Here is a 23,349-nt window from a genome sequence, read left to right as displayed (position 1 = left end):
GTCAGGCGGCCTCCCGGCCTTCGGCGAGGGGCAATCCGACGACGAGATTATGCGGCTTGAGCTGCACGCTGCGATCCGGCGCCGCCGCGAGCAGGAGATAGACCGGGCGCTCCCCCACTGTCGGCAGGACCTGCGCGGGGTCGTCGAAGGTCAGGCTGAAGACGGCGAGCACTCGCTCGCGTGTTCCGGCATCGAGCGTGTCGCCGCGCCAGAGCGCGTTGCCGATGCGCGTCCCCTCCTGGTCGAGACCGACGAACCAGCGCCAGTCGGGGTCGTCCAGCCGGTCGAGAGGTGTCACGCGCACCGCGACGTTCAGCAGGTGGCCGACGAAGGTTTCGATCACCTGCGCCAATCCCGCGCGGCTGCGAGGATCGGAGCCGAGATTGAGCGCCATCGTGAAGGCGTCCGACCGGCTCCAGTACGTCCAGGCATTCTCGGCCGTCAGCACGTCCAGCTCGTTCGCTGCCTCCTTGCCCAGCATCGTCAACAGGGGCGAGAGCGGCGCGCTTCCCTCGCGGGCGGCGATCACCTCGGCGTCGGCCAGGAGCACGGCGCCCTCGTGGAAGCTCACGCGTTGGGGGCGGAAGAACATCTCGGCCGCGCGCAGGACGAAGGGGTCGTCGCAGCCGTCGAGGGCGTTGCGCAGGATCAGGTGGACGAGCTGGTTCAGGAACAGGGACGGCACGCCCTGGAGGTCGCCGCGCACGAGCGACAGATATCCCGCCTCGACGGAGCGGGACGCGAGCAGCCGGTCGCGGAAGGCGAGGATCACCGCCCAGTTCTCCCGGGCGTCGGCGTCGGCGATGGCGGCGATCTCGGCCGGCTCCACAGGCCGCCGGGGCGCGTCCAGGAGGGCGGCGTGGAGTGCGACCTCGGATGCGCAGGCGTCGTCCGGCGGCACGAGTTCGGGCCGCGCCAGATACGCGAGGATCAGTTCGTCCGTGACCGTGAGGCCGCCTCCGGCCGTGCGCTGCGTGAGGTGATGGCCGCTTGAGACCCAGAACTCGGTCATCCGGTCAGCCTCCCGCCGTCGTATCACGCAGAAGGCCGACGAGGTCGGCCTGTTCCTCCGGCTCGTCCGCGTCGGCCTCGACGAACAGGAACGCGCGCCCGTGGGACCGGTCGACGCCGGGCCGTTGGTGCAGCGTCCGGAAATCCTCCCGGATCGCCCCGTCCGTCGCGACGCGGTGCATCGCGACGACGCTGCCGACCGGCAGATCGCAGAGGGACGCGGCGACGTCGAGTTCCTCGCGGGCGGCCGCACGGGCGGACTCCCGGTCGGGAGCCCCGAAGCGCGCGTGGATGTGACCGGCGAGGTGCTCCTCCGCCTGCGCGCGCTCCTCTTCGCTCGCCTCGCTCACCACCACCAGGGTGGAGAAGCCGAGCGAGCGGACGCCGACGAACCCCGAGCGGAAGGCCGTCAGGGCCTTGCCGGTCAGCCGCGACGGATCCCCGTCGAGGAACAGGAAGGTCCCGGTGACGGCCCATTCTCCGGGTTCGGCGGCCTGCGCGAACACGAAGGTGTCGGAGGGGTCGAGCCGCAGGGTTCGGGGGAGCTTGAGCGTCACAGCCGGACTCCGCCGGTCTTCGGATCGCGCCAGTCCGGCGCCTCCAGGCTCGCGCGCAGCGGGAGGTGCTCGACCTGCCCGTCGGGCCAAGTCAGCCTCCCGTCGCCCTCAGGCTCGATCGCGGCCCGCAAACCGGATTCCCGCGGCAGATGGGCGAGGTAGAGCGCCGCGACATGGCCGAAACCGTCCTCGCGCCAGATCTCGAAGGTCTTAGTCAGATGGCGCGCGAAGCTCTCGACCAGCGGCGCGCGCAGGTCCGTGCCGAAACCTTCCTCCTCCAGGGCGGTGGAATCCGGCGTGTGGCCAGGGTCGCCCGCCGCCAGCTTCGAGGCGAGCAGCATCCCCGAGAAGACCAGCCAGTCCGGCTCCTCGTCCTCGCGGCACGCTTCAGGCCAACCGAGGCGCCCCCCTCCGAGGCGCGCGCCGTTGAACAGCAGCGTCCCGGGCCATTCGAACGTCACCGGGATCTCCGGCGGTCCGAAGACGCCGACGGCATTCGCCAGGGCGACCATCCCGGCGAAATGCGCGCGGCGCGCGGTGGCGAGCGGCTCGGCCGGGGCGAGCACCACGGCGAGGTCGATCAGGTCGTCGCGCCGGCTCAGGACGAGCGTCGCCGCCTCCGCCTCGCCCGACGCGGCGAGCCGGCAGGCTTCCGCGTGCGCGTCGGAATGCGGCTCCGCTGCGCGCTCGCTGAAGCCGGGGGGCAGGACCAGCCTCGACGGGCCGGCATCGACAAGGATGGTCATGGAGCGGCTTTGGCGAGGGGCCGATAAGAGTGCGGGCCAGGGTTGCGGCCTGCGCCCGCATGCCGGATCGTTGTTTCGAATGGTTCGAGTATAAGGGACGGGCCCCGCCGCGCGAAGGGGCTATCCATTCGCAGTTGTATTCGGGTCCGATCTTGTCCGACCGCCTCGTACTCGCCTGCTCCTGCGAGCGGACGATGTCCCTCGACACCGCCGCCATGGGCCAGGCCTGCGGCGGCGAGCTTCGCACCGCCGATCAGCTCTGCGGCCGCGAACTCGACCGCTTCCGGGAGGCCCTGGCCACCGGGCGGCCCGTCACGGTGTCCTGCACGCTGCAGGCGCCGCTGTTCGACGAGGTGGCCGAGGAGGCAGGCGGAGAGGACCGGGTCGCCTATGCCAAGATCCGGGAAACCGCCGGCTGGTCGTCCGACGCCGCTTCGGCCGGACCGAAGATGGCCGCCCTGCTCGCCGCGGCGGCGGAGCCGCTCCCCGACGCCGGCACCGTCTCCCTGGAAAGCCGCGGCGTGGCCCTGATCTACGGGCGCGACGAGGTGGCCCTCGAGGCCGGCCGGCGCCTCGCCGAGCATCTGGACATCACCGTCCTGCTGACCCGCCCCCGCGAGATCCCGCCGCTTCACCGCAACGCCTTCCCGGTCCTGCAGGGCACGATCCGGACCGCGAAAGGGTACCTCGGAGCGTTCGAGCTCGGCATCGACGATTACGCCCTCCCGGCCCCGTCCTCGCGCACGCACCTCGTCTTCGGCGCACCGCGAAACGGCGCCGTATCGACCTGCGATCTCGTCATCGACCTCTCGGCCGGCGCGCCGCTGTTTCCGGCACACGCGGTGCGGAGCGGTTATCTGCGCGCGGACCCGGGCGATCCGGCCGCCGTCGAGCGCGTGCTGGCGGACGCGTCCCATCTGGTTGGCACGTTCGACAAGCCGCGCTTCATCGCCTTCCACGGCGAATTGTGCGCGCATAGCCGCTCCCGCATCACGGGCTGCACGCGCTGCCTCGAAATCTGCCCGACCGGCGCGATCGCGCCCGCGGGCGACACCGTGCACATCGACCCTTACGTCTGCGCGGGATGCGGCTCTTGTGCCGCGGTCTGCCCGACAGGGGCCGCCGCCTACACGCTGCCGACCTCCGACGCGCTGATGCGCCGGCTGCGCAGCCTGATGCGCGCCTACCGGGCGGCGGGCGGACAGAACGGCCTCGTCCTGTTCCACGACGGCGACCACGGCGAACCCCTCGTCGACGCGCTCGGCCGCTACGGCGACGGCCTTCCCGCACACGTGCTGCCGGTGCAGGTCAACGAGGTGACGCAGATCGGACCCGAAGTGATCGCGGCCCTGTTTGCCTATGGCGCGGCCGGAATCCGGGTCCTGGTCCGGGCCCGTGCCAAGCACGACCTCGAACCCCTGTACCGAACGCTGTCCCTCGGGGAGACGCTGGCGCAGGCGCTGGGCTACGGTGCGGAAGGCGGCGGGCGCGTGGTCGAAACCATCGAGACCGATGATCCGGATCTCCTGGGCGCCGCCCTCCGGCAGGCCACGCCGGGGCGGCAGGCCGCGGCGCCGGCCGGTCTGCTGTTCCTGGGGAACAAGCGCGAGGTGCTGCGCCACGCCTTCCGCGACATGCACAGCGCCGCACCGGCACCCGTGAGCCGGGTTCCGCTCGCGGCCGGCGCCCCCTTCGGCGGCCTCGATTTCCGGGTCGCGGACTGCACCCTGTGCCTGGCCTGCGTCAGCGCCTGTCCGACCCACGCGCTCTCCGACAGCGCCGAGCAGCCGCTTCTCGGCTTCGAGGAGAGCCTCTGCGTGCAGTGCGGCCTCTGCGCCGCGACCTGTCCCGAGGATGTCATCGCCTTGCGTCCGCAGGTGGACTTCGAGGCCTGGGCGGCGCCCCGTCGGGTCGTCAAGGAGGAAGAGCCCTTCTGCTGTACGCAGTGCGCCAAGCCCTTCGGCACGCGCTCGACGATCGAGCGCATCGTCGAGCGGCTGCGCGAGCGGCACTGGATGTTCAGCGGGGCGGGCGGCGAGGCACGCCTGCAAGCACTGACGATGTGCGAGGATTGCCGGGTCGAAGTCGCGGTGAATCAGGGCTTCGATCCGCACGCGGCGCCGGAACGCGACAAGCCCCGTACGACCGAGGATTACCTGCGCGAACGCGCGAGCGGCTGACGGGCGCCTCAGTGGCGCGCGGTGGCGCGTTCGAGAAATTCGATCAGCGCCGCGCGGTCCGCTTGGCTGCCGATCGTCTGCTCGGGCATCTTCGTCCCGGGCGTGTAGCGGGCGGGACCGATCTCGAAGAGCCGCGAGACGGTCTCGGGTGTCCAGACGAGGTCCATCCGCTTCAGCGCGTCCGAGTACCGGTAACCGGGCACGCTGGCGATCCGGCGGCCGAACAGGCCGGCCAGCGTCGGCCCGGCCCGCTCGCCCTCGTCGGACGTCAGGGTGTGGCAGGCGGTGCACGCCCCGAACACCTCGGCGCCCCGGCCGCCCTGCCGGACAGCGAGGGGATCTGCCGGGCGCCGCATGATCAGCGCGCCGATCGGTGCGCCGCTCTTCGCGTCCCAGCGCCGGACGAGGCGGTCGCCGCCGCCCGTGACGAGCTCCGCCCCGTCCGGACGCCACGCGAGCGACCAGACCGGCAGGCCGGGTCCGACGAGCCGCAGCTGGACCTGGCCGGTCGCCCGGTCGACCACCGCGATGGTCCCGCCCGCTGTCGCAGCCGCCACCCTGGCCCCGTCCGGAGACAGGGCCAGGGCGATCACCGGGTTCGGGCCGAGCTCGGCAGTGGCCCGGACCACGCCGTCGGTGCGGACGAAGCGGAGGATCGCATCGGCCCCGGCGACCGCGATCTCGCCGTCCGCCGCGGCCGCGACGGCGTTGAGGCCCGTGGGCGCGATGGCGAGTACCTGGGATCCGCCCTCCGGGGGCCAGATCCGCACCGCCCCGTCGGCACCGGCCGTGACCGGCGCGCCGCCCGGCAGGAAGGCCACCGCGTTTACCGGCCCGCGGTGCGGATCGAGCGACCGGCTGTCCTTCCCGGAGAGCGGCCAGATCCGCGCCGTGCCGTCCCAGGAGGCGGAGGCGAGCGACAGGCCGTCCGGCGAAACCGCGAGCGCGACGATCGGGCCCGTATGACCGTCAAGCACCCGTTCCGGCTCCGCGCGCCCCAGGCGCCACAGGGCGATCCGCCCGTCCTCGGAGGCCGTGGCGAAACGGCCGTCCGGAAGCGCGGCGACCGCATTCACGGCGCCGTCGTGGAAGCGCAGCACGCCGAGCGCGGCACCGGTCTCGATGCTCCACACGATGGCGGATTGGTCGAAGCCGCCCGAGATTGCGAGGCGACCGTCGGCAGTCACGGCGAGCGCCCGGACTGGGCCGCCGTGGCCGCGCATCTGCGCGCGGGCCGGGGCGCCGCAGAGCAGCAGGAGGGCGATCACGCCCAGGATCCGCGCAAAGCTGGTCATCGAGGCTCGGCTCTCAAGGGGCCGTCCACCATAGCGGAGCGCCGACCGGCCTGTCGCGGCGACTCCGGCGGTCATCGATCGCCTTCCGGGCGCGGATACAAAGCGCGCGGCATTGCCGGGGCGGCGCACAGGTCGAATCCTGATCATCAATCCGGGATGACGCATCGCTCCGGCGATGATCCGAACCGCCTCCGCGGCCCTGCTGCCGCTCCGGGACGCGCTGCCCCTGCTGTGCGGCGCCGGCGCGCCCGTGACGCGCGGGCCGGGGATCAGCGGGGTGGCGGACCGGACTGACGTCGACGCGCGATGTACCAGAGGGCAAGAACCACGACGGCCACGACCAGACTCAGCCAGACCCAGTTGAAGTCGACCGCCGCGGCCGTGGCCGCGCCCGAGCTGGATTGCGCGGGGCCCGACTCCGAGATCGGGGGTGCCGGGTGGGTCTGCTGTGCCAGCGCGCCCTGAAGGCTCGAAGCCCAGATCAGGCCGGTGAGAACGGCGCTTCGCATGACTCTCTCCCGGGCGAGGCGTGAACGCTAGAGGCGGGACTTCCCGGAGCGGAACGCCGGCGCTGCATCCAGTTGCGCCCGCGTCAAGCGGACTTCGGCGCGCCAGAGCTTCTCGCCGACGAGGACCGTCGCCGGCGTGCCGCTGGGTCGCTCGGCTTCCACGGAGCCGGTCGCTTCGGTCACGCGCCCGGTATGCTGGTTCTGAACCGCACCGAGGGTATCGCGGGTGGTCCGCGCGCCCGGCATCGTGTCCGGCCCCGCCCGCTCGGCCGCCTCGGCGCCGGGCGCGGTCTTGGGCGTCACGATCGAGTTCGGGCCGCTTGTCAGCGACACATCGCTGAAATTCCAGGCGATCTGGTCGAAGGGCAGCGCAACGGATTTCTCGCCCAGTCCCAGGAAGCCGCCGACCCCGATGATCACGGCCCGGACCTGACCACCTCCGTCGACCAACACGTCCTCGATCTTTCCAACCCCCACGTGGTCCATTCCAATCACCGGAACCCCGATCATCTGCGAGGCCGGTATGGTTCCGGGCTCGGGGCCTTCGATGAACCGGGCCGCGGGTGCATCCGACGGCGCGGACGGCGACGCCGCCGCAGGCAGCGCGGCGGTGACGAGGAGGACACCCAGCATCCTGGCTTTGAGAAGGGCACCGCGCATCCCAGGCTCTCTGAACTCGTGCCAAAACAGACACGACGAGAACGATGGATTGTGCCCTTGGGTTCATCGACGGTGCGGCCGGCGGCCCGGCGATCGTGTCGACCGCGCTCAGAGCCTTTGGAAGGCCTGCTGTGACGAACGCCCGATCAAGCATTTTCAGCTGAGACCAGCGATAATTGCCGTGCACAAATATTGTCTCGCGGATACCTTGTAGTGGGGCGGCTTTGCCCGGTCCAAGCAGGGGGTCGAATACCAAATCAACCCGAAGAAAGATGCTCGCTCTCTAAATCTTGCGCTCATTGAATGGCGACTGCCACAATGTTTGGTGCCCCATCCGTCATCGGAAGCATGATTGAGGGCAGCCGGCCTAACCCGCGCTGTCATCGATCGAGCGGCGCTCCTGCGGGATCATGGCGCTGCGTTCCGGCTGTCTGGCGACCGTCCTGATCGGTTGGATGTAGCTTTGCAGCACGGTCAGGCCGTCCTCGGTGATGGCCCATCGGCGCGTGCCATCTGCGGACGGATCGGGAAGAGGCGCGATCAGGCCACGGCGGGACAGAGCTTTACACTGGTAATCCTCAGGGCCGTACTGCCGAGGCCCCCGGGAGAGGAGCTTCAGTCGATAACGCGCGCTCACGGTGAGATGTAATCGTTCCGCTGCCACGACGGCACTCCCTCTCCCGAACGCAACTCTTCGGATGCGCTTGTTGGTCAGGATGCCTGATTGCTCGCAGCTTTGTCGACCTTGATCAGCCACTTAACTCGCAAACACATGTTGCGAAATGCACTCGGAAGCAGCGGTCTCTCCGAAGATCCCAAAACCGCAGCCGGTATGGTCAGCCGCGCCCAGTAAAGCACGGCCCCGCAGCCACCGTGTCACACTTCGAGGCGGAGTCCTGGAAGTGTCCCGATTTTCACCTCCGGGCTTAGTTTTGGCGCGCCGAAGCCGACGAACAGGTCACGAATGATTTACAATCAACATTTTTACGAAGATGCCGCCGATCATCCGGATCACTTCTGGCTTGTCGCCTCATCGCCGTTAATCGTCGACATCGTACGCGGCGGCGGCGTTGCTGTTCCGCCCGTCTTACCCAATCCCGCAGCTACGTTACGGCCTGTGCACGAGGGAAGGCTTCGGGCGGCATGGGATACACTAACCTCAACCGGCCAAGCTTTGAGTCGAGCGGTTTGAGCACGGCGAGGCCCGATGCCAACGGGACCCGATCGCAAGCAAATTGACCATGGATTTGAGTAAAGCATCTATAAAAGCAAGATGACCCTAAAATGCATCGCATGGCAAGCCGCCATCCGGATGTGCTTTCAACGTCAAATCGCGGGTGTCGATTTGCGCCTGGGGGCTCGCTTCAGAGACAGGTGGCGTCGTCAACATCGTCAGCCAGAACACGCTCGTCGCGAGACCGAGAGCGGCCAGAAACATACTTATTTTGCGCATTGATCGCCTCCGTCAGGACCCAGGCTCCGCTCAATGAATTGTTTTCACGACCAATAAAATGTGTCGATCGGGATCATATCAGCACGGAATGCAGAGGTGCGCAATATAGAGATCTATTTCTGTAACCGGATAAATTATTCCTATAATACCCTGGTCGATGGACTTTACGCGCCTGCGTCTGCATAGGAGCGAAGCGTTGATTGCCTTCTCGATCATCAGCGATCTGAGACAATCTGAATGCTAGCGCTTCCGCAACAATATCGCTTCAGCACAGCGCTGGGAGGGCAACGTCGTACGGCCGCCTGAGCGGCGAACGAGCGCTTCTCAACCCGAGCCTCTCCAGCGCAGTGCGGCTGAAGCCGCGTCGCCGTAACGTTGAGAGGTCTTCCGGGTCGGAGCGATTCAGATCTTCATCGCTGCGGAGGACAATCCTCCGCCACACGTTCACGCACGGCACACGACGCAGGGCGGGGTCGCTCGGTTTCGCTTCTCGTTCCTCTCGGACGTGGCGGCGCTCGACAGGTTCGAGCAGCGGGGTAGAAACCCAACCGCGTAGACGCTGGATGAATTAGAGGAATCGATCGTGCGGGCTCTGCCAGCTTGCGGCGCTGAGTGGTGCGCCACTCATGGAGATCGTCACGGGATCGGCCTGGTCAACCGCCGCATCGTAACCCGCCCGGATGCGAATGCGGACGGGGTGTTGGCGAAGTCCTGCGAAAACCAAAATCTTCCAAGTCAGCTCGTTCCGAAAACGCTCAAGCGTCTGAACGACAGCCCAGACCGGCCTGTTCCAGGGACGTGGCGACCTCCCTCCGAAGAGAAGTCGCCGCGCTCACCCGGCTCTGCGCGCGGCGCCGCGTCCGGAGAGCCCGCGGCGCGATGGCCGAGGCGTGGGCGGACGGTCCGCCGCGGCGAGGTCGTCCAGGATCGGGCAGTCCGGCCGCTCGTCGCCGCAGCAGGCGCCCGCCAGATGCTCCAGCGTCCGCGCCATACCCTCCAGCTCGGTGATGCGGCGGCGCAGATCCGCGATCTGCTCCTGCGCGATCGCCTTCACGCCGGCGCTCGGCCGATCCCGGTCACGCCAGAGCGCCAGCAGGTCGGCGATTGCGTCGACGCTGAAACCGAGGTCGCGGGCGCGGCGGATGAAGCGCAGCGTGTGCAGATCGGCCTCGCCGTAATGGCGGTAGCCGGATTCGGAACGCGCGGCCGGCGGCAGCAGGCCGGTCGCCTCGTACCAGCGGATCATCTTGGCCGAGACGCCGGTGCGCCGCGCCGCCTCGCCGATCGTCAGGAGCGCCGCGCTCATGCGGTCCTCGGGGTGAGCGCCGCCGGCTCGGCAGGGGTCGGCCGCCCGCCGGCCCGGCGCAGCCGCAGCGCGTTGCCGAGAACGAAGACACTCGAGAACGCCATGGCGCCCGCGGCCAGGATCGGCGACAGGGCCGGGCCGCCGAACGGCACCAGCACGCCCGCCGCGACCGGGATCAGCGCGGCGTTGTAGGCGAAGGCCCAGAACAGGTTCTGTCGGATATTGGCCATGACCGCCCGCGAGAGCGCCAGCGCCTCCACGAGGGCGTCCAGGCTCCCCGACATCAGCACCACGTCGGCGCTGTCCACGGCGATGTCTGTGCCGGTCCCGATGGCCAGCCCGACATCGGCCTCGGCGAGCGCCGGCGCGTCGTTGATGCCGTCGCCCACGAAGGCCACCGGCCCGTGCGCCGCCCGGAACCGCTGGACCGCCTCGACCTTCCCGCCGGGCAAAACCCCGGCGGCCACATGGTCGATGCCGAGGCGTTCGGCGACACAAGCGGCGGCGCGGGGATCGTCGCCCGTCACCATCGCGACGGTGAGGCCGCGCGCCTTGAGCGCCGACACCGCCTCGCGCGCACCGGCCTTCACGGGATCGGCCAGGGCCAGCACGGCAGCGTGGCGGCCGTCGAGGACCAGATGGACCGGGCTCCGTCCCGCCCCGGCTAGCCGTTCGGCGCGGTCGGCGAGCGCCGGATCCAGTACGACACCGAGCCGGTCGAGATAGCGCGGCGCGCCGAGCGCCACGGCCCGGCCGGCTACGCGGCCAGCGATGCCGAACCCGTCCATTGCCTCAAAGCTGTCCGGTTCGGGCACCCGGAGGCCGCGCTCGCGGGCGGCCGCCACGACGGCGCCGGCCAGCGGGTGTTCCGAGCGGGTCTCGAGGCCGGCCGCCAGGGCCAGAGCCTCGTCCGCCGCGACGCCGTCGGCCGGGGCGAGATCCGTGACCCGGGGCCGCCCCTCCGTCAGGGTGCCGGTCTTGTCGAGGGCGACGACCCGCACGTCGCGCAGGCGCTGCAGCGCGGCGCCGTCGCGGAACAGGACACCCCGCGCCGCCGCGCGCCCGGTCCCGACCATGATGGCGGTCGGCGTCGCCAGGCCCATGGCGCAGGGGCAGGCGATGATCAGCACCGCCACCGCATTGACCAGTGCCGTCCCCAGCGCGGGCGCCGGCGCGAGCAGCAGCCAGGCCAGAAAGGTCACCGCGGCGATCCCGATCACCGCCGGCACGAACCGCCCGGTGACCCGGTCGACCAGCGCCTGGATCGGCAGCTTGCCGCCCTGGGCCCGCTCGACCATGGCGGCGATCTGCGCGAGCACGGTGGCGGCCCCGACCGCGTCGACGCGCAGGTCGAGGCTGCCGCGACCGTTGAGGGTGCCGCCGACCATGCGGTCGCCCGGCGCCTTGCGCACCGGCGCCGGCTCCCCGGTGACCATGCTCTCGTCGACGTGGCTGGTGCCGGAGGCTACGACACCGTCAGCGGCGACACGCTCGCCCGGGCGCACCCGGACCACATCGCCGACGCGCAGAGCGGCGAGCGGCACCTCGGCCTCCGCGCCGTCCCGGACGACCCGGGCGGTCTTCGGCGCGAGGTCCATCAGCCGGGCGATGGCCTGCCCGGTTCGCCCCTTGGCGCGAGCCTCCAGGGTCCGGCCGAGCAGGATCAGCGTGACGATCAGCACGCTGGCCTCGAAGTAGAGATGGGCCGCGCCCGTCGGCAGCAGGCCGGGCGCCAGCGTCGAGACCAGCGAGTAGAGGTAGGCGGCCCCAGCCCCGAGGGCGACGAGGGCGTTCATGTCCGGGCGGCCGCGCAGCAGCCCCGGAATTCCCTTGAGGAAGAACCGCCGGCCGGGCCCGGCCAGCATCGCGGTGGCCAGGACGGCTTGGACCAGGGCCGTCACCACGCCGCCGTGCAGGCCCGGCAGGACGTGGCCGCCCATGTCGAGGATCACCACGGGTGCGGAGAGGAGCGCCGCGGCGATCAGGTCGCGGCGCAGGGTTCGGCCCTCGGCGTCCTGCCGGACCGCCGGGTCGACCGGCTGGGCCGCATCGACGGCTCGCGCCGCGTAGCCCGCCGCCTCCACGGCCGCCACCAGATCGGCCATCGCCACGACGCCCTTGGGATGGCGGACCACGGCGCGCCCGGCGGCCAGGTTGACGCTGGCGCCGGTCACGCCCGGCACGGCGGCGAGCGCCCGCTCGACACGGCCGACACAGCTCGCGCAGGACAGGCCCTCCAGCGCCAGCAGGCTCTGCGTCTCGGGAACGGGGTAGCCGGCATCCGCCAGCGCCGCCGCGGCGTCGGATGGCCGCGCGCCGCCGCCCAGGACGAGGCTGGCGCGGTTAGTGGCGAGGTTCACCGCCACGTCGCGGGCGCCGGGCAATGCCGCGAGGACGTGCTCGACGCGGCCGACGCAGGAGGCGCAGGACATGCCCTCGACGGGGAGGGTCAGGGCGACGGGGTCCGACATGGCGGCGGTTCCGTTCGAAGCTTCCAGGCCCAGTGAGATGGGGGTTCCCATCATGGGAAGGTCAAGGGGCGGGACTGGCGCCAGAGCGATGCGCGGCAATGCGCAGGGATTTCCCAAGGCAATGGTTGTGGAATCGGCCATGTCCGGCCAGGGTCCGCCAGCAACCTTGCGGAGAACAGGGATGACCGAGCCGCTCACGATCTACGGCGATCCGGGATCCGGGAACTGTCTCAAGGTCAAATGGGTCGCGGCCCATCTCGGCATTCCCGCGACGTGGCGCGATGTGGACGTGCCGGGCGGCGGGACGCGCACGCCCGAGTTCCTGGCGCTGAACCCGGCCGGGCGCGTGCCGGTCGTGGTCCTCCCCGACGGCGCGGTGCTGTCGGAATCGAACGCGATCATCGTCTACCTGGCGGAGGGCTCCCCGCTCGTCCCGGAGGCACCGCTCGACCGCGCCCGCATGCTGCAATGGATGTTCTGGGAGCAGTACAGCCACGAACCCTACATCGCGGTCCGTCGCTACCAGCTCCGCTACCTCAGGCGCGCGCCCGAGGATCTGGATCCGAAGCTTGCCGAACGCGGCGCGGACGCGCTGCGGCTGATGGACGGGACGCTCGCGCGCTCCGCCTTCATGGCAGGGGACGCCCTGACGCTCGCCGATGTGGCGCTCGTCGCCTACACCCGCATGGCGCATGAGGGCGGCTTCGACCTCGGACCGTATCCGGCTGTCCGCGGCTGGATCGGGCGCGTCGAGGCGCAGCTCGGGATCGGCGCCTATGCCTGATCGGCCGCCGCCGGGAGCGGCGCGGTGGCGCCGTGTTCCGGCAGGCTGACCCGCACGATCGTCCCCTGCCCCACCGCACTCTCGATGGCGAGGCGGCCGCGATGGCGGTTGAGGCTGTGCTTGACGATGGCGAGCCCCAGCCCCGTGCCGCCCCGCGCCCGGCTCGACGCGACATCGATGCGGTAGAAGCGCTCGGTCAGGCGCGGAATGTGCTCGGGCGGGATGCCCGGCCCGTCATCGGAGACCGACAGGATGATGCGGCGGCCGAGCCGGGCATCCTCCTCCCGGGCCAGCCCGACACTGACTTGGCCACCGCCGTACTTCACCGCGTTCTCGATCAGGTTCTCGATCACCCGGGCGAGCTCATCGGCATCACCGGGCACCGGATAGGGGCCGGCCCCGTCCTCGAACCGGATCGACGCGCCGCGGGCCTCGGCGGGCGGCCCCTGGGCGTCGACCATCTGCCGCGCGAGGGCTCCGAGATCGACCACGGCGGTCGGCGCCACGTGCTCGCGCAGCTCGATCCGCGACAGCGAGAGCAGGTCGTCGATCAGCCGCGTCATGCGCAGTGCCTGAACGCGCATGATCTCCAGGAAGCGCGCACGCGCCTGCGCATCGTCGCGGGCCGGCCCCTGCAGGGTCTCGATGAAGCCGATCAGGGTCGCGAGCGGCGTGCGCAGCTCGTGGCTGGCATTGGCGACGAAATCGACCCGCATCGCCTCCAGGCGCCGGGCCGAGGTCAGGTCGCGCAGGAACAGCACGGCGCTGACGCCGGACCCGTCGGGCATCGGCAGGGCGCCGATCTGGACCTCGAAGGTCCGCTCCAGGGGGATCCGGGTCGAGAAGGCGATCCGGCGGGGCATGCCGGAACTCAGCACCGCCTCCACGCCGTCGAGGACCTCCGGGTCGCGCAGGGCGAAGGACAGCGGCCGGGCCTGGTGCAGAGCCGGCAGGAGCGCCCGGGCGGCAGGATTGGCTTCCACCACCAGGGTCCGGCGATCGACGAGGATCACCGGGTCCGGCACATGGGCGAGCAGCGCCTCGGCGACCGCGCTGCGCGGCGCGGCCGCGGCCGGCCGCGGCGGCGACAGCGCCCGGTCGCGGCCGGCCAGCCAGCCGCCGAGGCAGACCGCGCCGAGGCCCGCGAGGATCAGCGGCAGGTCGAGGCGCCCGGCCAGGGCGGCCGCGAGCCCGAACAGCCCGGCCGCGATCGCGGCGCCCGTCCAGGCCGGGGAACCGCGCAGGCGCTCCGGCAACGGGCGGTCGGGCAGCGGGCGGTCGGGCATGGCGGGCCGGCCGATCCGGTCAGCGGGGGCCGGACCCGTCGTGCCACGCCCGGCCGGACGGGCCGGCGGTGCCCTCCGGCGGTCCCGGATCGCGCGCGCCGCCCGCGCGCTTGACGATCTCGTACAGGCCGAGCATCGCCAGGGCGGTCACGAACGGAACCACGTAGTAGCAGCCCCGGAACAGGAGCAGCGAGGTCAGCACCTCGTTGCGCGGCAGGCTCGACAGGGCGAGCAGGATCGTCGCCTCGAACACTCCGATGCCGCCCGGCGCGTTCGACGCGATGCCCAGCATGGCGGCGAGCACGTAGATCGCCAGGAAGGTGGTGAAGGCCAGCGTCGTCTCCTGCGGCAGCAGGACGTAGAGCACGGCCGCCGCCGCGCAGACGTCGCCGATCCCGACGATCATCTGGCCGATGGACACCGAGGCGCCGGGCAGCTCCAGGCGCCAGTGCTTGACCGTGATGCTGCGCTTCTTGGCCGAGACCCAGGCGAGATAGCCGAGCACAAGGGCGAGCGCCGCAAGGCCCACGCTCTGGTTGATCCGGATTGACGTGAAGGCGAGCCCGGCGAGCTGGCCCGCCTCGATAATCAGGCTCAGGCCCAGCACCACACCCATGCCGAGCCAGAAGGTGAATCCGGCGATCACCGTGAGCGCCGCGATCTTGGCGGTGGACAGGCCCTGCCGGGCGTAGATCCAGTAGCGGATGGTGCCGGCGGTCAGCAGGGGAAAGCCGAGGGTGAAGCTCACCGCGTAGCTCGTGAACGAGGCGAGCGCGGTGATCCGGTACGGCACCTTGATCCGGAGCTGGCGTAAGGCCAGCGCGTCGTAGCCGGTGAGGAACAGGTAGCTGATGCCGACGAACAGGAAGGCCAGGCTGAGTTGCTCGAACGTCGCCGCCTTGATGGCCGCGTGGACCTCGGCCCAGCTCACGCTCTGGACGAGCTTCCACAGCACGCCGAGTGAGACCGCGAACAGCACGATGCTGGCGCCCGTGCCGATCCAGGCATAGCGGCTGCGCCGGCTTTTCCGCGGTACGGCCGCGGGGTCGTGCTGGACCGGCTCGGCCTTCTCGGCCGCGCTCCGGTGCTGTCCCTGAAAATTCATGCCGTTCGGCGTCCGCCCTTCCGGCTGCGCGGCCCGGCCGCCGGGCATCAGCCCGTGCCGGAGTCTCCCGGACCGCGGCCCGTTGCCCCGCATGTAGGCCGAACGGGCGCGCAAGGCCAGGGAAGGCGCCGCCCGGACACACGTTCTATCCTCAACTGGCCGGCCGACCGAGGATCGCGGCGGCCTCGGCGAGGCCGTTCCGGATCCGGGCCGGGACGTCCGGTGAGGTGCAGACATAGGTCGGGCTCGGGTGCGGCACCCGGATCACCGGCAGGTCCGGCCGGAGCGCCGCGACAGCCGGCGCCGCCTCGCCCGCGAAGCGGCCGGCCAGCACCGCGACGGCGAGGCGCGGCAGCAGGTCGAGGAGCGGGGCCAGATAGGGCGCGGCGGCCGCGACCTCGGCCCGGCGGGGGGCACGATTGAGGGCGCCCGCTTCGTGGATCAGCCAGGGCACGACATTCCAGATCAGCGTGTCGGCCCGGGCGATCCCGGCCTCGGCGAGGAAACGGAACAGGTTGGCGGCGGTGCCGTTCGCGCTGTCGCGGGTGACGAAGCCGGTGCGCAGCACGGCCGGGCCGGGCGTCTCGAGGAGGAGGAGCATCCGCGCACCGACGCCGCCATCCAGGGGGTCCGGCACGGGGACCGGCGCCCCGCGTTCCGCCGCAATCCGGTCCGCGAGCGCCCGGATCGGCGCGATGTGAGGCGCCCCGATCAGGGCGCGGCGCGCCGCGAGGGCATCGGGATCGGCCAGCGCCTTCGGCGCCTGCGGCTCAGCCCTCATCGAGGCCTGGGATCGCCGCGCCGAGCCGGCCCGAGAGGCGGAAGCGCTCGATCCCCGCCTCGCGGGCCAGGCGCGCGTTCAGTCCGGCCTCGCCGCCGAACTGGAAGCCGATTTGGCTGGCATAGGCCGCGCAGGCCGTGCGCTTCCGAGCCTGCGCGTCCGGATCCAGGCGCATTTCCGCCTCGGCGAGGGTGGCGAACAGGCCGACGAGGGGCTCCTTCGGTGCGGCCTCCCGCACCGTATAGGGGAAGTCGCGCCACCACAGGACCGGCGCCGCGACGTCCAGGCTGCGGAGCGCCCGGACCGCCTGCACGTGATCGACATGGCCGCCGATCGCCTGGGGCGCGAGGACGAGATCGGTGCTCTCCGCGGCGATCAGGCCCGCGAGCGCGGGTGCGAGCTCGGCCGCGACGCCGTCGTCGGCGCGGGTGTCCGAAAAAAGCTCCGGCGCCGAGCCGTAGCCCCGGTGCGGTGCCTCCCGGAACGGCAGGTGCACGGGCGGAGCGATGCCGAGCGCGACGGCGGCGCGAACATCCTCGTCCCGGCGCAGGGCCATGTAGTCGACATCCGGCGCCAGACCCTTGTCGAGCTGGCAGGCCAGCGCAAAGCCTTGCGGATCGGCGACGCTGCCGGTGAACAGGGTCGCCATCACCACGCGCCAACCGGCCTGCGCGAGACTCGCCAAAAGGCCGCCACAGGAGAAGGCCGCATCGTCGAGATGGGGCGAGAGGGCGAGCGCGGTGGGCATGGTTCAGGGTCTATCGGCTGGTGCGAGCTCCAACCCGTCACCTCACCCTGAGGCGCCGGAGCGAAGCGGAGGCCGCGAAGGAGGTCTCCAGGGATCGCAGTGGTATCTGGAGCCCTCCTTCGAGGCCCGCTGGCGCGGGCACCTCAAGATGAGGCCGCGGGTTGGATTTCCAAGACTGAAGCGCCTTCAGAGCAGATGCGGCTCGGCGCGGAACCGGCAGGTCGGATCGTGGGGCAGGTCCGTCGCGAAGTCGGTGGCGGGCCGTTCGTCGCGCACCTGGGCGTAGACGTCCATGATCTGCCGCCCGACAGCATGCCAGGAATAGATCCGCCGGCATTCCTCCAGGCCGGCGGTCGCCAGACGGCGGCGCAGATCCGCATCCGTGATCACCCGGGTGAGCGCGGCGGCCTGCGCGGGCACGTCGCCGGGATCGACAAGCAGCCCGTTCTCGCCGTCGCGCAGGCAGTCCGAGACGCCGACCGCGTGGCACGACACCGTGGCGAGCCCGGCCGCAAGCGCCTCCAGGATCGTGTTGGAAAACCCCTCCGCGTAGGTCGGCGAGACGAACACGTCGGCGCGCCGGTACAGGTCGGGCACGGAGCCGTATTCGGCATAGCCCGTGAAGGCGATCTCGCGCTCCGAGAAGGCCAGCTCCGCGGCCAGTGCCTGCGCGGGCTCCACGTCGGGACCGATCCCCGAGATCGTTGCGGCAAACGGCGTGCCCTGCTCGCGCAGGATCGCCAGGGCGTTGATGAAGTCGAGCACGCCTTTCCGGCGGTCGACCCGGCCATGGTAGAACAGCCGCACCGGCCCGGCATGAGGCGCGGGCAGCCCGTCGGGCGTGCCTTGCGCGAAGCGGTCGGTGTCCACCGCGCCGGGCACGATGGTGAAGCGGGCGGGATCCGATCCCAACCGCTCGCAGACCTCGTCCACGAAGGAGGCGCCGCCGATCAGCAGCGCGTTGGCGTGGGCCAGGACCTCGCACATGGCGACCCGGTGCGTCTCGCAGCAGGAGCCGACCCAGTGGCCGTCACCGCCTTGGATCGAGATGACGCTCGGCACCCCGAGCTTGCGCGCCGCGAGCAGCACCGCCCAGCCGGTCGGGTAGCCGTACTGCGCGTGCAGGACGTCGAAGGGCTTTTCGGCATGCTCTCGGGCGATGGCGTCCACCATCGTGTCGATGTCGCGCTCGAAATCGCCGGAGGTCTGCTCACCGAGCTGCTCCAGGCCGATCACCCGCACGCCCGGCACCGGCGGCGGCGGCCCGCCGCCGTAGACGCGGGTGCCGAAGGCGTCGCCTCGGTACTGCGAGATCATCGTCACGTCGTGGCCGTCATCGACCAGCTCGCGCAGCAGGTTCTGCGCGTAGACGCTCATGCCGGATATTGCCGGGAAGTAGCGACGGCTGAGGAAGAGAATTCTCATCGTTGCACGCGATGCGGAGTGCGGGCCGGTCGGGATCCCCTCTCCCTTGCCGGGAGGGGTAGAGGTGGGGGTGGTGCAGGAGGCACCCGATCGCTCGATCCTGCACCACCCCCACCTCCGGCTCCTCCCCGCAAGGGAGAGGAGAGGCGGGCCGCCATCCTCACTGCCACTGCCGCCGCGTCTCCTGCTCGCCCGCCAGCACCGGGCCGGCACGGCGGCAGCCGCGGAGGTAATCCAGCGCCTGGGGGATCATCACGTCGGCCCGGTGGCTCTCGCGGGACAGCTCGACGCAGATCAGCTTGCCGAAGCCGACTTCCTCCAGGGCCTCCAGCACGCCCGGCACGTCCATGTCGCCCTCGCCGAAAGGCAGATGAATGTGGCTGCCGCGCTTCATATCCTCGATCGCCACGGTGCCGATCCGGTCTGAAAATTCGCGCACCGCCGCCGCGGGCTCGCGCTCGCCCGTGACGAGGCAGTGGCCGGTGTCGAGGGCGAGCTTGAGCCCCGGCACGTCGAGGGCCGCATAGTCGTCGAGCGTCTCGATCAGCATGCCGGGCTCCGGCTCCAGACACAGCACGACCCCGGACTCGGTGGCGAAGGTCGCGACCTCGTGCAACCCCTCGACCAGCCAGCGCCGGGCCTCGCCGTGATCGACGCCGGGCTTCGGCACGCCGGCCCAGAACGACACCGCCTCGGCGGAGAGCATGGCGCCGATCTCAACGGCCCGCTTGAGGAAGCCGACCCGGCGGGCGCGGCCAGAGGCATCGGCCGTCACCAGCGTCGGCTCGTGCTTGGCGTTGGGGTCGAGCAGGAATCGGGCGCCAGTCTCGATGACGCAGGTCAGCTCCAGCTTCTCCAAGAGACTCGCCACCCGGCCGGCCTCGGCCGCCCAGGTCTCGGCGAACGGATCGAGGTGGTGGATGTCGAGCGTCAGGGCCACGCCATCGTAGCCCGCCGCCTTGATCAGATGGAGCGCGTCGTCGAGGCGGTGGTTGGCCGCGCCGTTGGTGTTGTAGGCGAACCGGAGCGTCACGCCGCCCTCCCCTGCCGTTGGGCGAGGCGGAACGGCGCATGGTGCGATTCCGGCTCGCGGTACAGCGGATAGTGCCGCCCGACGATCGTCTCGGCCAGGGCCGTGTCGAACAGCGGCTGGCCGCCGAACCGCTCCAGGGCCTCCGGCGTGAGCCGCACCGGGCGAAGGGTCTCGCTCTCGGTCCCGAAGCGGATCAGCGGGTGATCGCGGTCGAGGAGCTTTCGCGTGTTGCGCTCACCGATCCGGTAGTAGCTCATGGTCTCGACCTCGAGCCCCGGCACGATCGCCTTGACCACGCCGACCCGGCCGCCCGGCGGCGTGCAATCGACGTAGAGCACGTCGAACCCGGCCTCCAGCAGCCGGTCGCAGGCGATCTTGCCCCGCGCATGGCCGTCGGCGGCCGAGGTCGAGGGCAGCTCCGAGAACCGCTTGGTGCTCCGCTCCGAATAGACCGTGTCGGCCAGCACGCCGCGCAGGTCGGCCGCCGGCATCTCGATCCATTCGAGCATCGCCTGCAGGGCGCGGCTCTCCTCCAGGTCCAGGCTGGGGAGCGCCTTCTGGATGAACGCATCGACGTAGCCGGGCGGCGTCACCGTGGCGGCCATGTCGAGGGGGCCGTGGCCGAAGGTCTTGCGGACCCGCGCGGCCTGGAACTCCAGGAGCGCCTTGCGCAGCGCCCGCTCCCGGTCCGGATCGCAGGCCTCGCCGCAGGCCGACAACGCGATCGGCGCCGGGGTGCGCGCCGGATCCTCGTCGTAGCCGACGACGTAGAGGTTGGTCAGCCCGAACTGGTCGGTGGCGAATTTCGGGAGCGCCCGGATCCCGAGCTCCTTCAGCCGGGCCAGCATCGCGGCGTTCTCCGGGCCGATGCCGTCGAGGTCGAGCATCACGCCCTGGTCGAGAGCCCGGAACAGCAGGCCGTTGCCGTCCCGCTGCAGCAGCTCCAGCACGCCGTGGCCCAGGGCGAAGGGCACGTCGGGCCCTGCGCCGAGCCCGTTTGTGATCAGGTTGGTGAAGGGCTTGTAGCCTTCCGACAGCTCGAAATAGTCGGTGGCGGCGATATCGAGCGGCATCAGCACGATCTCGCCCGTGGCGTGCCGGACGCTGGGCGTCCATTCGAGGACCGTGTCGCGACCGACCGGAGAGCCGGCCGGGAGGCAGAGGGTCAGCGGGTCGGCGACGGATTTGGTGCCGTAGACGCGCACGAGGTCGGCGTAGCTCGCCCGCTCCTTCGCCCGCGGGAGCACCGCGAGCGACGGCATCAGGTTCTCGGCGATCTCCGCCACGGCGCCGATCAGCGCCTCGTCATCGGTGGCGCCGTAGCCGATGCCCGACGGCATTGCGCCGACGAAGAACGGGTCGTCGAGGAACAGGGCCACGAACCAGACCGGGATGCCGGTGCGATCGAGGGGCGCCAGCGGGAAGCCGACGATGCGCCCCTCCGGCAGGACGTCGAGATAGGCCTTGACCGGGTCGGGCAGGGTCTCGGGCAGGCCCTCGATCGGCCGCTTGGCGCCGAAGCGGTAGGGGCGCGGCGCCTTGATCCGCTCGTGACGGGCGCGGTCGTCCTGGTCGTTGAAGGCGTCTGCTTGGGTCAAGTCGTGTTTCCGTCTGCCGCGAGCCGTGCGCCGTGCCCCTGTCCCATCCACCCACCTCATCCTGAGGTGCCGAAGCGCAGCGGAGGCCTCGAAGGAGGGCTCCGTGAGGGCGCCGTGATCTCTGGAACCCTCCTTCGAGGCTGCTGCGCAGCACCTCAGGATGCGGGCGCGGGTGAGATGGATCGGGTCGCGGCTCGGTGTTGTGTCATCCTGTCCGGCGGTCGTTACCCCTGCCCGTAGGCGCGGGCGACGAGCCGCATCGTGTGAAGGTCCCGCGCCGCCGAGTACGCGGCCCGCTCCTCGGGCCGGCGCAGGGCCGAGCCGAAGGCGCGCACCTGCTCGGTGAAGGGCGAGCTGTCGGCGTCGAAGGCGAGCGGTTCGGCGCGCCCGCTGGCGCCGTCGACGAAGGTCAGCGACCCGCCGGCCGTCTGGCCCATCGTGTTCTCGGCGACGAGCAGGCCCTTCGTGCCGACCACCTCCAGGCGGCGGCGGGGCAGCGCGTCGGGGCAATTATAGGCAACGTGCAGGCTCGCCAGGGCACCGCCCGCGGTCTGCCCGATCAGCAGGGCGCCGTCGTCGACCGCGTAATCCTGGGCCTTGATCTGGGTCAGGGCCGCGATGGTGGTGATCGGCTCGCCGAGCAGAAAGTCCACGAGGTCGAGCCCGTGCGGGGCGAGGTCCATCAGGGCGCCGCCCCCGGCCTGGGCGGCGTCGATCCGCCAGTTCGGCTGGCCGGCCTCCGACCAGTCGCGCCCGAGCCAGCAGGCATAGACGATCCGCACCGCCGTCACGGTGCCGAGCCGGCCGGCCTCGAGCTGCGCGCGGATCGCCCGGTGAGCCGGGTGATGCCGCTGGTCGAAGGCCGTCCCGTAGAAGATGTTTTGCGCCTCGACGGCGTGGGTAATGGCCTCGGCGTCCTTCAGCGTCGCCGCCATGGGCTTCTCGCACAGCACCGCCTTGCCGGCAGCCGCCAGGGCTTCGACGGCGCCGCGGTGGAGATGGTTCGGCGTCGCCACGTAGACCGCCTCGACCGCGGGCTCGGCGATTAGGCCGGCGAGATCGGCGTGCCCGCGAGCGCCGGCCCGCTCGGCGGCCGCGCGGCTCTCCGGGTTCGGGTCGCAGACGGCGACCAGACGGTGCCCGGCCGCGCGGATGCCCGGCTCCATGTAGTCGCGAGCGACCCAGCCGTAGCCGACGATGCCCCAGCCGACCGCATCCATTACCACCGCTCCGGGAGGTCGACGAACTCGCGCACCCGCACGCGCTGCGTCTCCGACGCATCGAGGCTTTCGTCGAAGGTCAGCGTCTCGGGTCCCGGCGAGTGCAGCGGGTAGGTGGCGCGGGGGCGGTATTCCGCCTCGTAGCGCTCCGAGGGCCAGCGGATGACGTAACCGTCGCCTTCTTGCGCGTAGAGCGGGTTGAGCCGCAGCACGGTCCCCGGCTTCGGCAGGGTCAGGCCATCGACCAGCGCGCGCGGCGCCGGGCGCATGCCGGGGCCGCACACCACCGAGAACGCCTCGCAGCTCCGCAGGGCCGCAGGCTCCTGCGGGCCCGGGGCCCGCGCCTCAACTAGCGCGCGGGTCAGCTCCGCATCGTCGTAGACCAGGGCGTCGGGAAACAGCTCGGCGATGTCCTCGGCCGTCACCGCGCGGCCGGCCGAGAAGCCCGGGCAGTCGCGGTTGTGGATGTGGCTCAGCGCCAGCCAGCCGTCGTCGCCGGCATTCTGGCGGAGGCAGTCGAGCAGCGCCGCCTTGTCGTCGAGGAAGTAGAAGGCGTCGTTGCAGACAACGAGATCGACCGGCGCCCCAGGGATCGGCCAGTGGGCTGAGCCAGCGTCGAAGCAGACGAGCTGGGCCTTCTCGGCCACGACCCAGTGGCGCGCCACCCAGAGCTTGGCGAAGACCACGTCGGCCCCGGCGACCTTGCAGCCGCGCCGCTGCAGCTCCCGCAGGTAGTGGCCGATGCCGCAGGCGAACTCGAAGACGCAAACGGGCTCGTTCCAGTGCGCTTCCAAGAGAGACAGGCCAGCCAGGAAGGTCGGGTCGCTCCACCGGTGCAGGAAGTAGTCGCCGACGCGGCCCCAGCCGAGGAGCTCGACCGCATCGCGCAGGGTCGCGGTGCGGCGTTCCTTGATCAGGCGGATGATCCCGGCGGGATCGGCCGGCGGCCCGTTCCACCAATCGTCCTGATCGACCAGCAGCGCGGCCAGCGCCTCGTCGGGCTCGCCGGCGTCGAGATGGGCGAGCACCCGCTCGACCAGGGCCGCGCGGTTGATTCGCAGGTACGGGATGCCGTCGATCACGGGCCAGCGCGCGCCGGTCTCCGCATCGCGCAGGGCGTGCGGGCCGTCGGCCTTCAGCGGGTTGCCGGTTTCCGGCGATCTGAGTTCGAACGGGATCAT

20 protein-coding genes are annotated in these 23,349 nt (G+C 71.1%); 2 read left to right on the top strand and 18 right to left on the bottom strand.

All coding sequences use genetic code 11. The features are described from left to right. Position 1: 1 nt before the first annotated feature. Genes ABIE45_RS08645 through ABIE45_RS08635 form a run of 3 tightly spaced genes read right to left on the bottom strand, consistent with a single transcriptional unit; the run spans position 2 to position 2,314 of the window. A complete protein-coding gene (locus tag ABIE45_RS08645; RefSeq protein WP_192706342.1) occupies positions 2-1,012 on the bottom strand; it encodes a DUF6352 family protein in 1,011 nt (336 codons plus the stop codon). A 4-nt stretch (positions 1,013-1,016) separates the two neighbouring features. Further along, positions 1,017-1,568: a DUF6505 family protein gene (locus tag ABIE45_RS08640; protein ID WP_192706341.1), complete on the bottom strand. Its 552-nt coding sequence runs from the start codon at positions 1,566-1,568 to the stop codon at positions 1,017-1,019. Then, on the bottom strand, positions 1,565-2,314 hold the full coding sequence (locus ABIE45_RS08635; protein ID WP_192706340.1) for a biotin/lipoate--protein ligase family protein: 750 nt from the start codon (positions 2,312-2,314) through the stop codon (positions 1,565-1,567). The genes ABIE45_RS08640 and ABIE45_RS08635 overlap by 4 nt, the downstream gene beginning before the upstream one ends. Before the next feature lie 194 nt (positions 2,315-2,508). Between ABIE45_RS08635 and ABIE45_RS08630 the strand changes: the two genes are divergently transcribed. After that, complete coding sequence (locus tag ABIE45_RS08630; protein ID WP_192706339.1) at positions 2,509-4,494, top strand: 4Fe-4S binding protein; 1,986 nt, start codon at positions 2,509-2,511, stop codon at positions 4,492-4,494. 8 nt (positions 4,495-4,502) lie between these two features. On the opposite strand, the gene ABIE45_RS08625 is transcribed toward ABIE45_RS08630, so the two are convergent. From ABIE45_RS08625 to ABIE45_RS08600, 6 genes are all read right to left on the bottom strand, one after another. Further along, on the bottom strand, positions 4,503-5,789 hold the full coding sequence (locus tag ABIE45_RS08625; protein ID WP_192706338.1) for a c-type cytochrome: 1,287 nt from the start codon (positions 5,787-5,789) through the stop codon (positions 4,503-4,505). A gap of 269 nt (positions 5,790-6,058) precedes the next feature. Continuing rightward, positions 6,059-6,298: a hypothetical protein gene (locus ABIE45_RS08620; protein WP_192706337.1), complete on the bottom strand. Its 240-nt coding sequence runs from the start codon at positions 6,296-6,298 to the stop codon at positions 6,059-6,061. Positions 6,299-6,325: 27 nt separating this feature from the next. Next, positions 6,326-6,958, bottom strand: coding sequence for a PRC-barrel domain-containing protein (locus tag ABIE45_RS08615; protein WP_192706336.1), 633 nt, complete (start codon positions 6,956-6,958; stop codon positions 6,326-6,328). A 367-nt stretch (positions 6,959-7,325) separates the two neighbouring features. Next, positions 7,326-7,622, bottom strand: coding sequence for a hypothetical protein (locus ABIE45_RS08610; RefSeq protein ID WP_192706335.1), 297 nt, complete (start codon positions 7,620-7,622; stop codon positions 7,326-7,328). 1,621 nt (positions 7,623-9,243) lie between these two features. Next, positions 9,244-9,717: a Cu(I)-responsive transcriptional regulator gene (gene cueR / locus ABIE45_RS08605; RefSeq protein ID WP_192706334.1), complete on the bottom strand. Its 474-nt coding sequence runs from the start codon at positions 9,715-9,717 to the stop codon at positions 9,244-9,246. Beyond that, positions 9,714-12,188: a heavy metal translocating P-type ATPase gene (locus ABIE45_RS08600; RefSeq protein WP_192706333.1), complete on the bottom strand. Its 2,475-nt coding sequence runs from the start codon at positions 12,186-12,188 to the stop codon at positions 9,714-9,716. Before ABIE45_RS08600 ends, cueR begins: the two co-directional genes overlap by 4 nt. Before the next feature lie 181 nt (positions 12,189-12,369). Here ABIE45_RS08600 and ABIE45_RS08595 point away from each other — a divergent pair, with 181 nt between their 5' ends. Continuing rightward, positions 12,370-12,972, top strand: coding sequence for a glutathione S-transferase family protein (locus ABIE45_RS08595; protein ID WP_192706332.1), 603 nt, complete (start codon positions 12,370-12,372; stop codon positions 12,970-12,972). On the opposite strand, the gene ABIE45_RS08590 is transcribed toward ABIE45_RS08595, so the two are convergent. The 9 genes from ABIE45_RS08590 to ABIE45_RS08550 all read right to left on the bottom strand — a co-directional run bounded on the left by ABIE45_RS08590 (position 12,963) and on the right by ABIE45_RS08550 (position 23,349). Further along, entirely contained in the window at positions 12,963-14,258 is a 1,296-nt protein-coding gene (locus tag ABIE45_RS08590) for an ATP-binding protein (protein ID WP_192706331.1), read from the bottom strand. The genes ABIE45_RS08595 and ABIE45_RS08590 overlap by 10 nt on opposite strands. 19 nt (positions 14,259-14,277) lie before the next feature. Then, complete coding sequence (locus ABIE45_RS08585; RefSeq protein ID WP_192706330.1) at positions 14,278-15,363, bottom strand: lysylphosphatidylglycerol synthase domain-containing protein; 1,086 nt, start codon at positions 15,361-15,363, stop codon at positions 14,278-14,280. A gap of 151 nt (positions 15,364-15,514) precedes the next feature. Beyond that, positions 15,515-16,144, bottom strand: coding sequence for a uracil-DNA glycosylase (locus tag ABIE45_RS08580; protein ID WP_192706329.1), 630 nt, complete (start codon positions 16,142-16,144; stop codon positions 15,515-15,517). Then, the gene (locus ABIE45_RS08575; protein ID WP_192706328.1) at positions 16,134-16,892 is read right to left on the bottom strand and encodes a PIG-L family deacetylase; all 759 of its coding nucleotides are present in this window, start codon (positions 16,890-16,892) and stop codon (positions 16,134-16,136) included. Before ABIE45_RS08575 ends, ABIE45_RS08580 begins: the two co-directional genes overlap by 11 nt. A 186-nt stretch (positions 16,893-17,078) precedes the next feature. Continuing rightward, a complete protein-coding gene (locus tag ABIE45_RS08570) occupies positions 17,079-18,317 on the bottom strand; it encodes a glycosyltransferase family 4 protein (RefSeq protein ID WP_192706327.1) in 1,239 nt (412 codons plus the stop codon). Positions 18,318-18,477: 160 nt separating this feature from the next. Continuing rightward, positions 18,478-19,350 carry a sugar phosphate isomerase/epimerase family protein gene (locus ABIE45_RS08565; RefSeq protein WP_192706326.1) on the bottom strand — a complete coding sequence of 291 codons (873 nt, stop codon included), beginning with the start codon at positions 19,348-19,350 and terminating at the stop codon, positions 18,478-18,480. Then, positions 19,347-20,948 carry a YcaO-like family protein gene (locus tag ABIE45_RS08560; RefSeq protein ID WP_192706325.1) on the bottom strand — a complete coding sequence of 534 codons (1,602 nt, stop codon included), beginning with the start codon at positions 20,946-20,948 and terminating at the stop codon, positions 19,347-19,349. The genes ABIE45_RS08565 and ABIE45_RS08560 overlap by 4 nt, the downstream gene beginning before the upstream one ends. Before the next feature lie 224 nt (positions 20,949-21,172). After that, complete coding sequence (locus tag ABIE45_RS08555; RefSeq protein ID WP_192706324.1) at positions 21,173-22,168, bottom strand: Gfo/Idh/MocA family protein; 996 nt, start codon at positions 22,166-22,168, stop codon at positions 21,173-21,175. Continuing rightward, positions 22,168-23,349 carry a methyltransferase domain-containing protein gene (locus ABIE45_RS08550; protein WP_192706323.1) on the bottom strand — a complete coding sequence of 394 codons (1,182 nt, stop codon included), beginning with the start codon at positions 23,347-23,349 and terminating at the stop codon, positions 22,168-22,170. The genes ABIE45_RS08555 and ABIE45_RS08550 overlap by 1 nt, the downstream gene beginning before the upstream one ends.

Source organism: Methylobacterium sp. OAE515 (assembly GCF_041806315.1).
In the GTDB taxonomy this organism is placed as follows: Bacteria; Pseudomonadota; Alphaproteobacteria; order Rhizobiales; family Beijerinckiaceae; genus Methylobacterium; species Methylobacterium tardum.
This window is presented reverse-complemented; position numbering and strand designations above follow the sequence as displayed.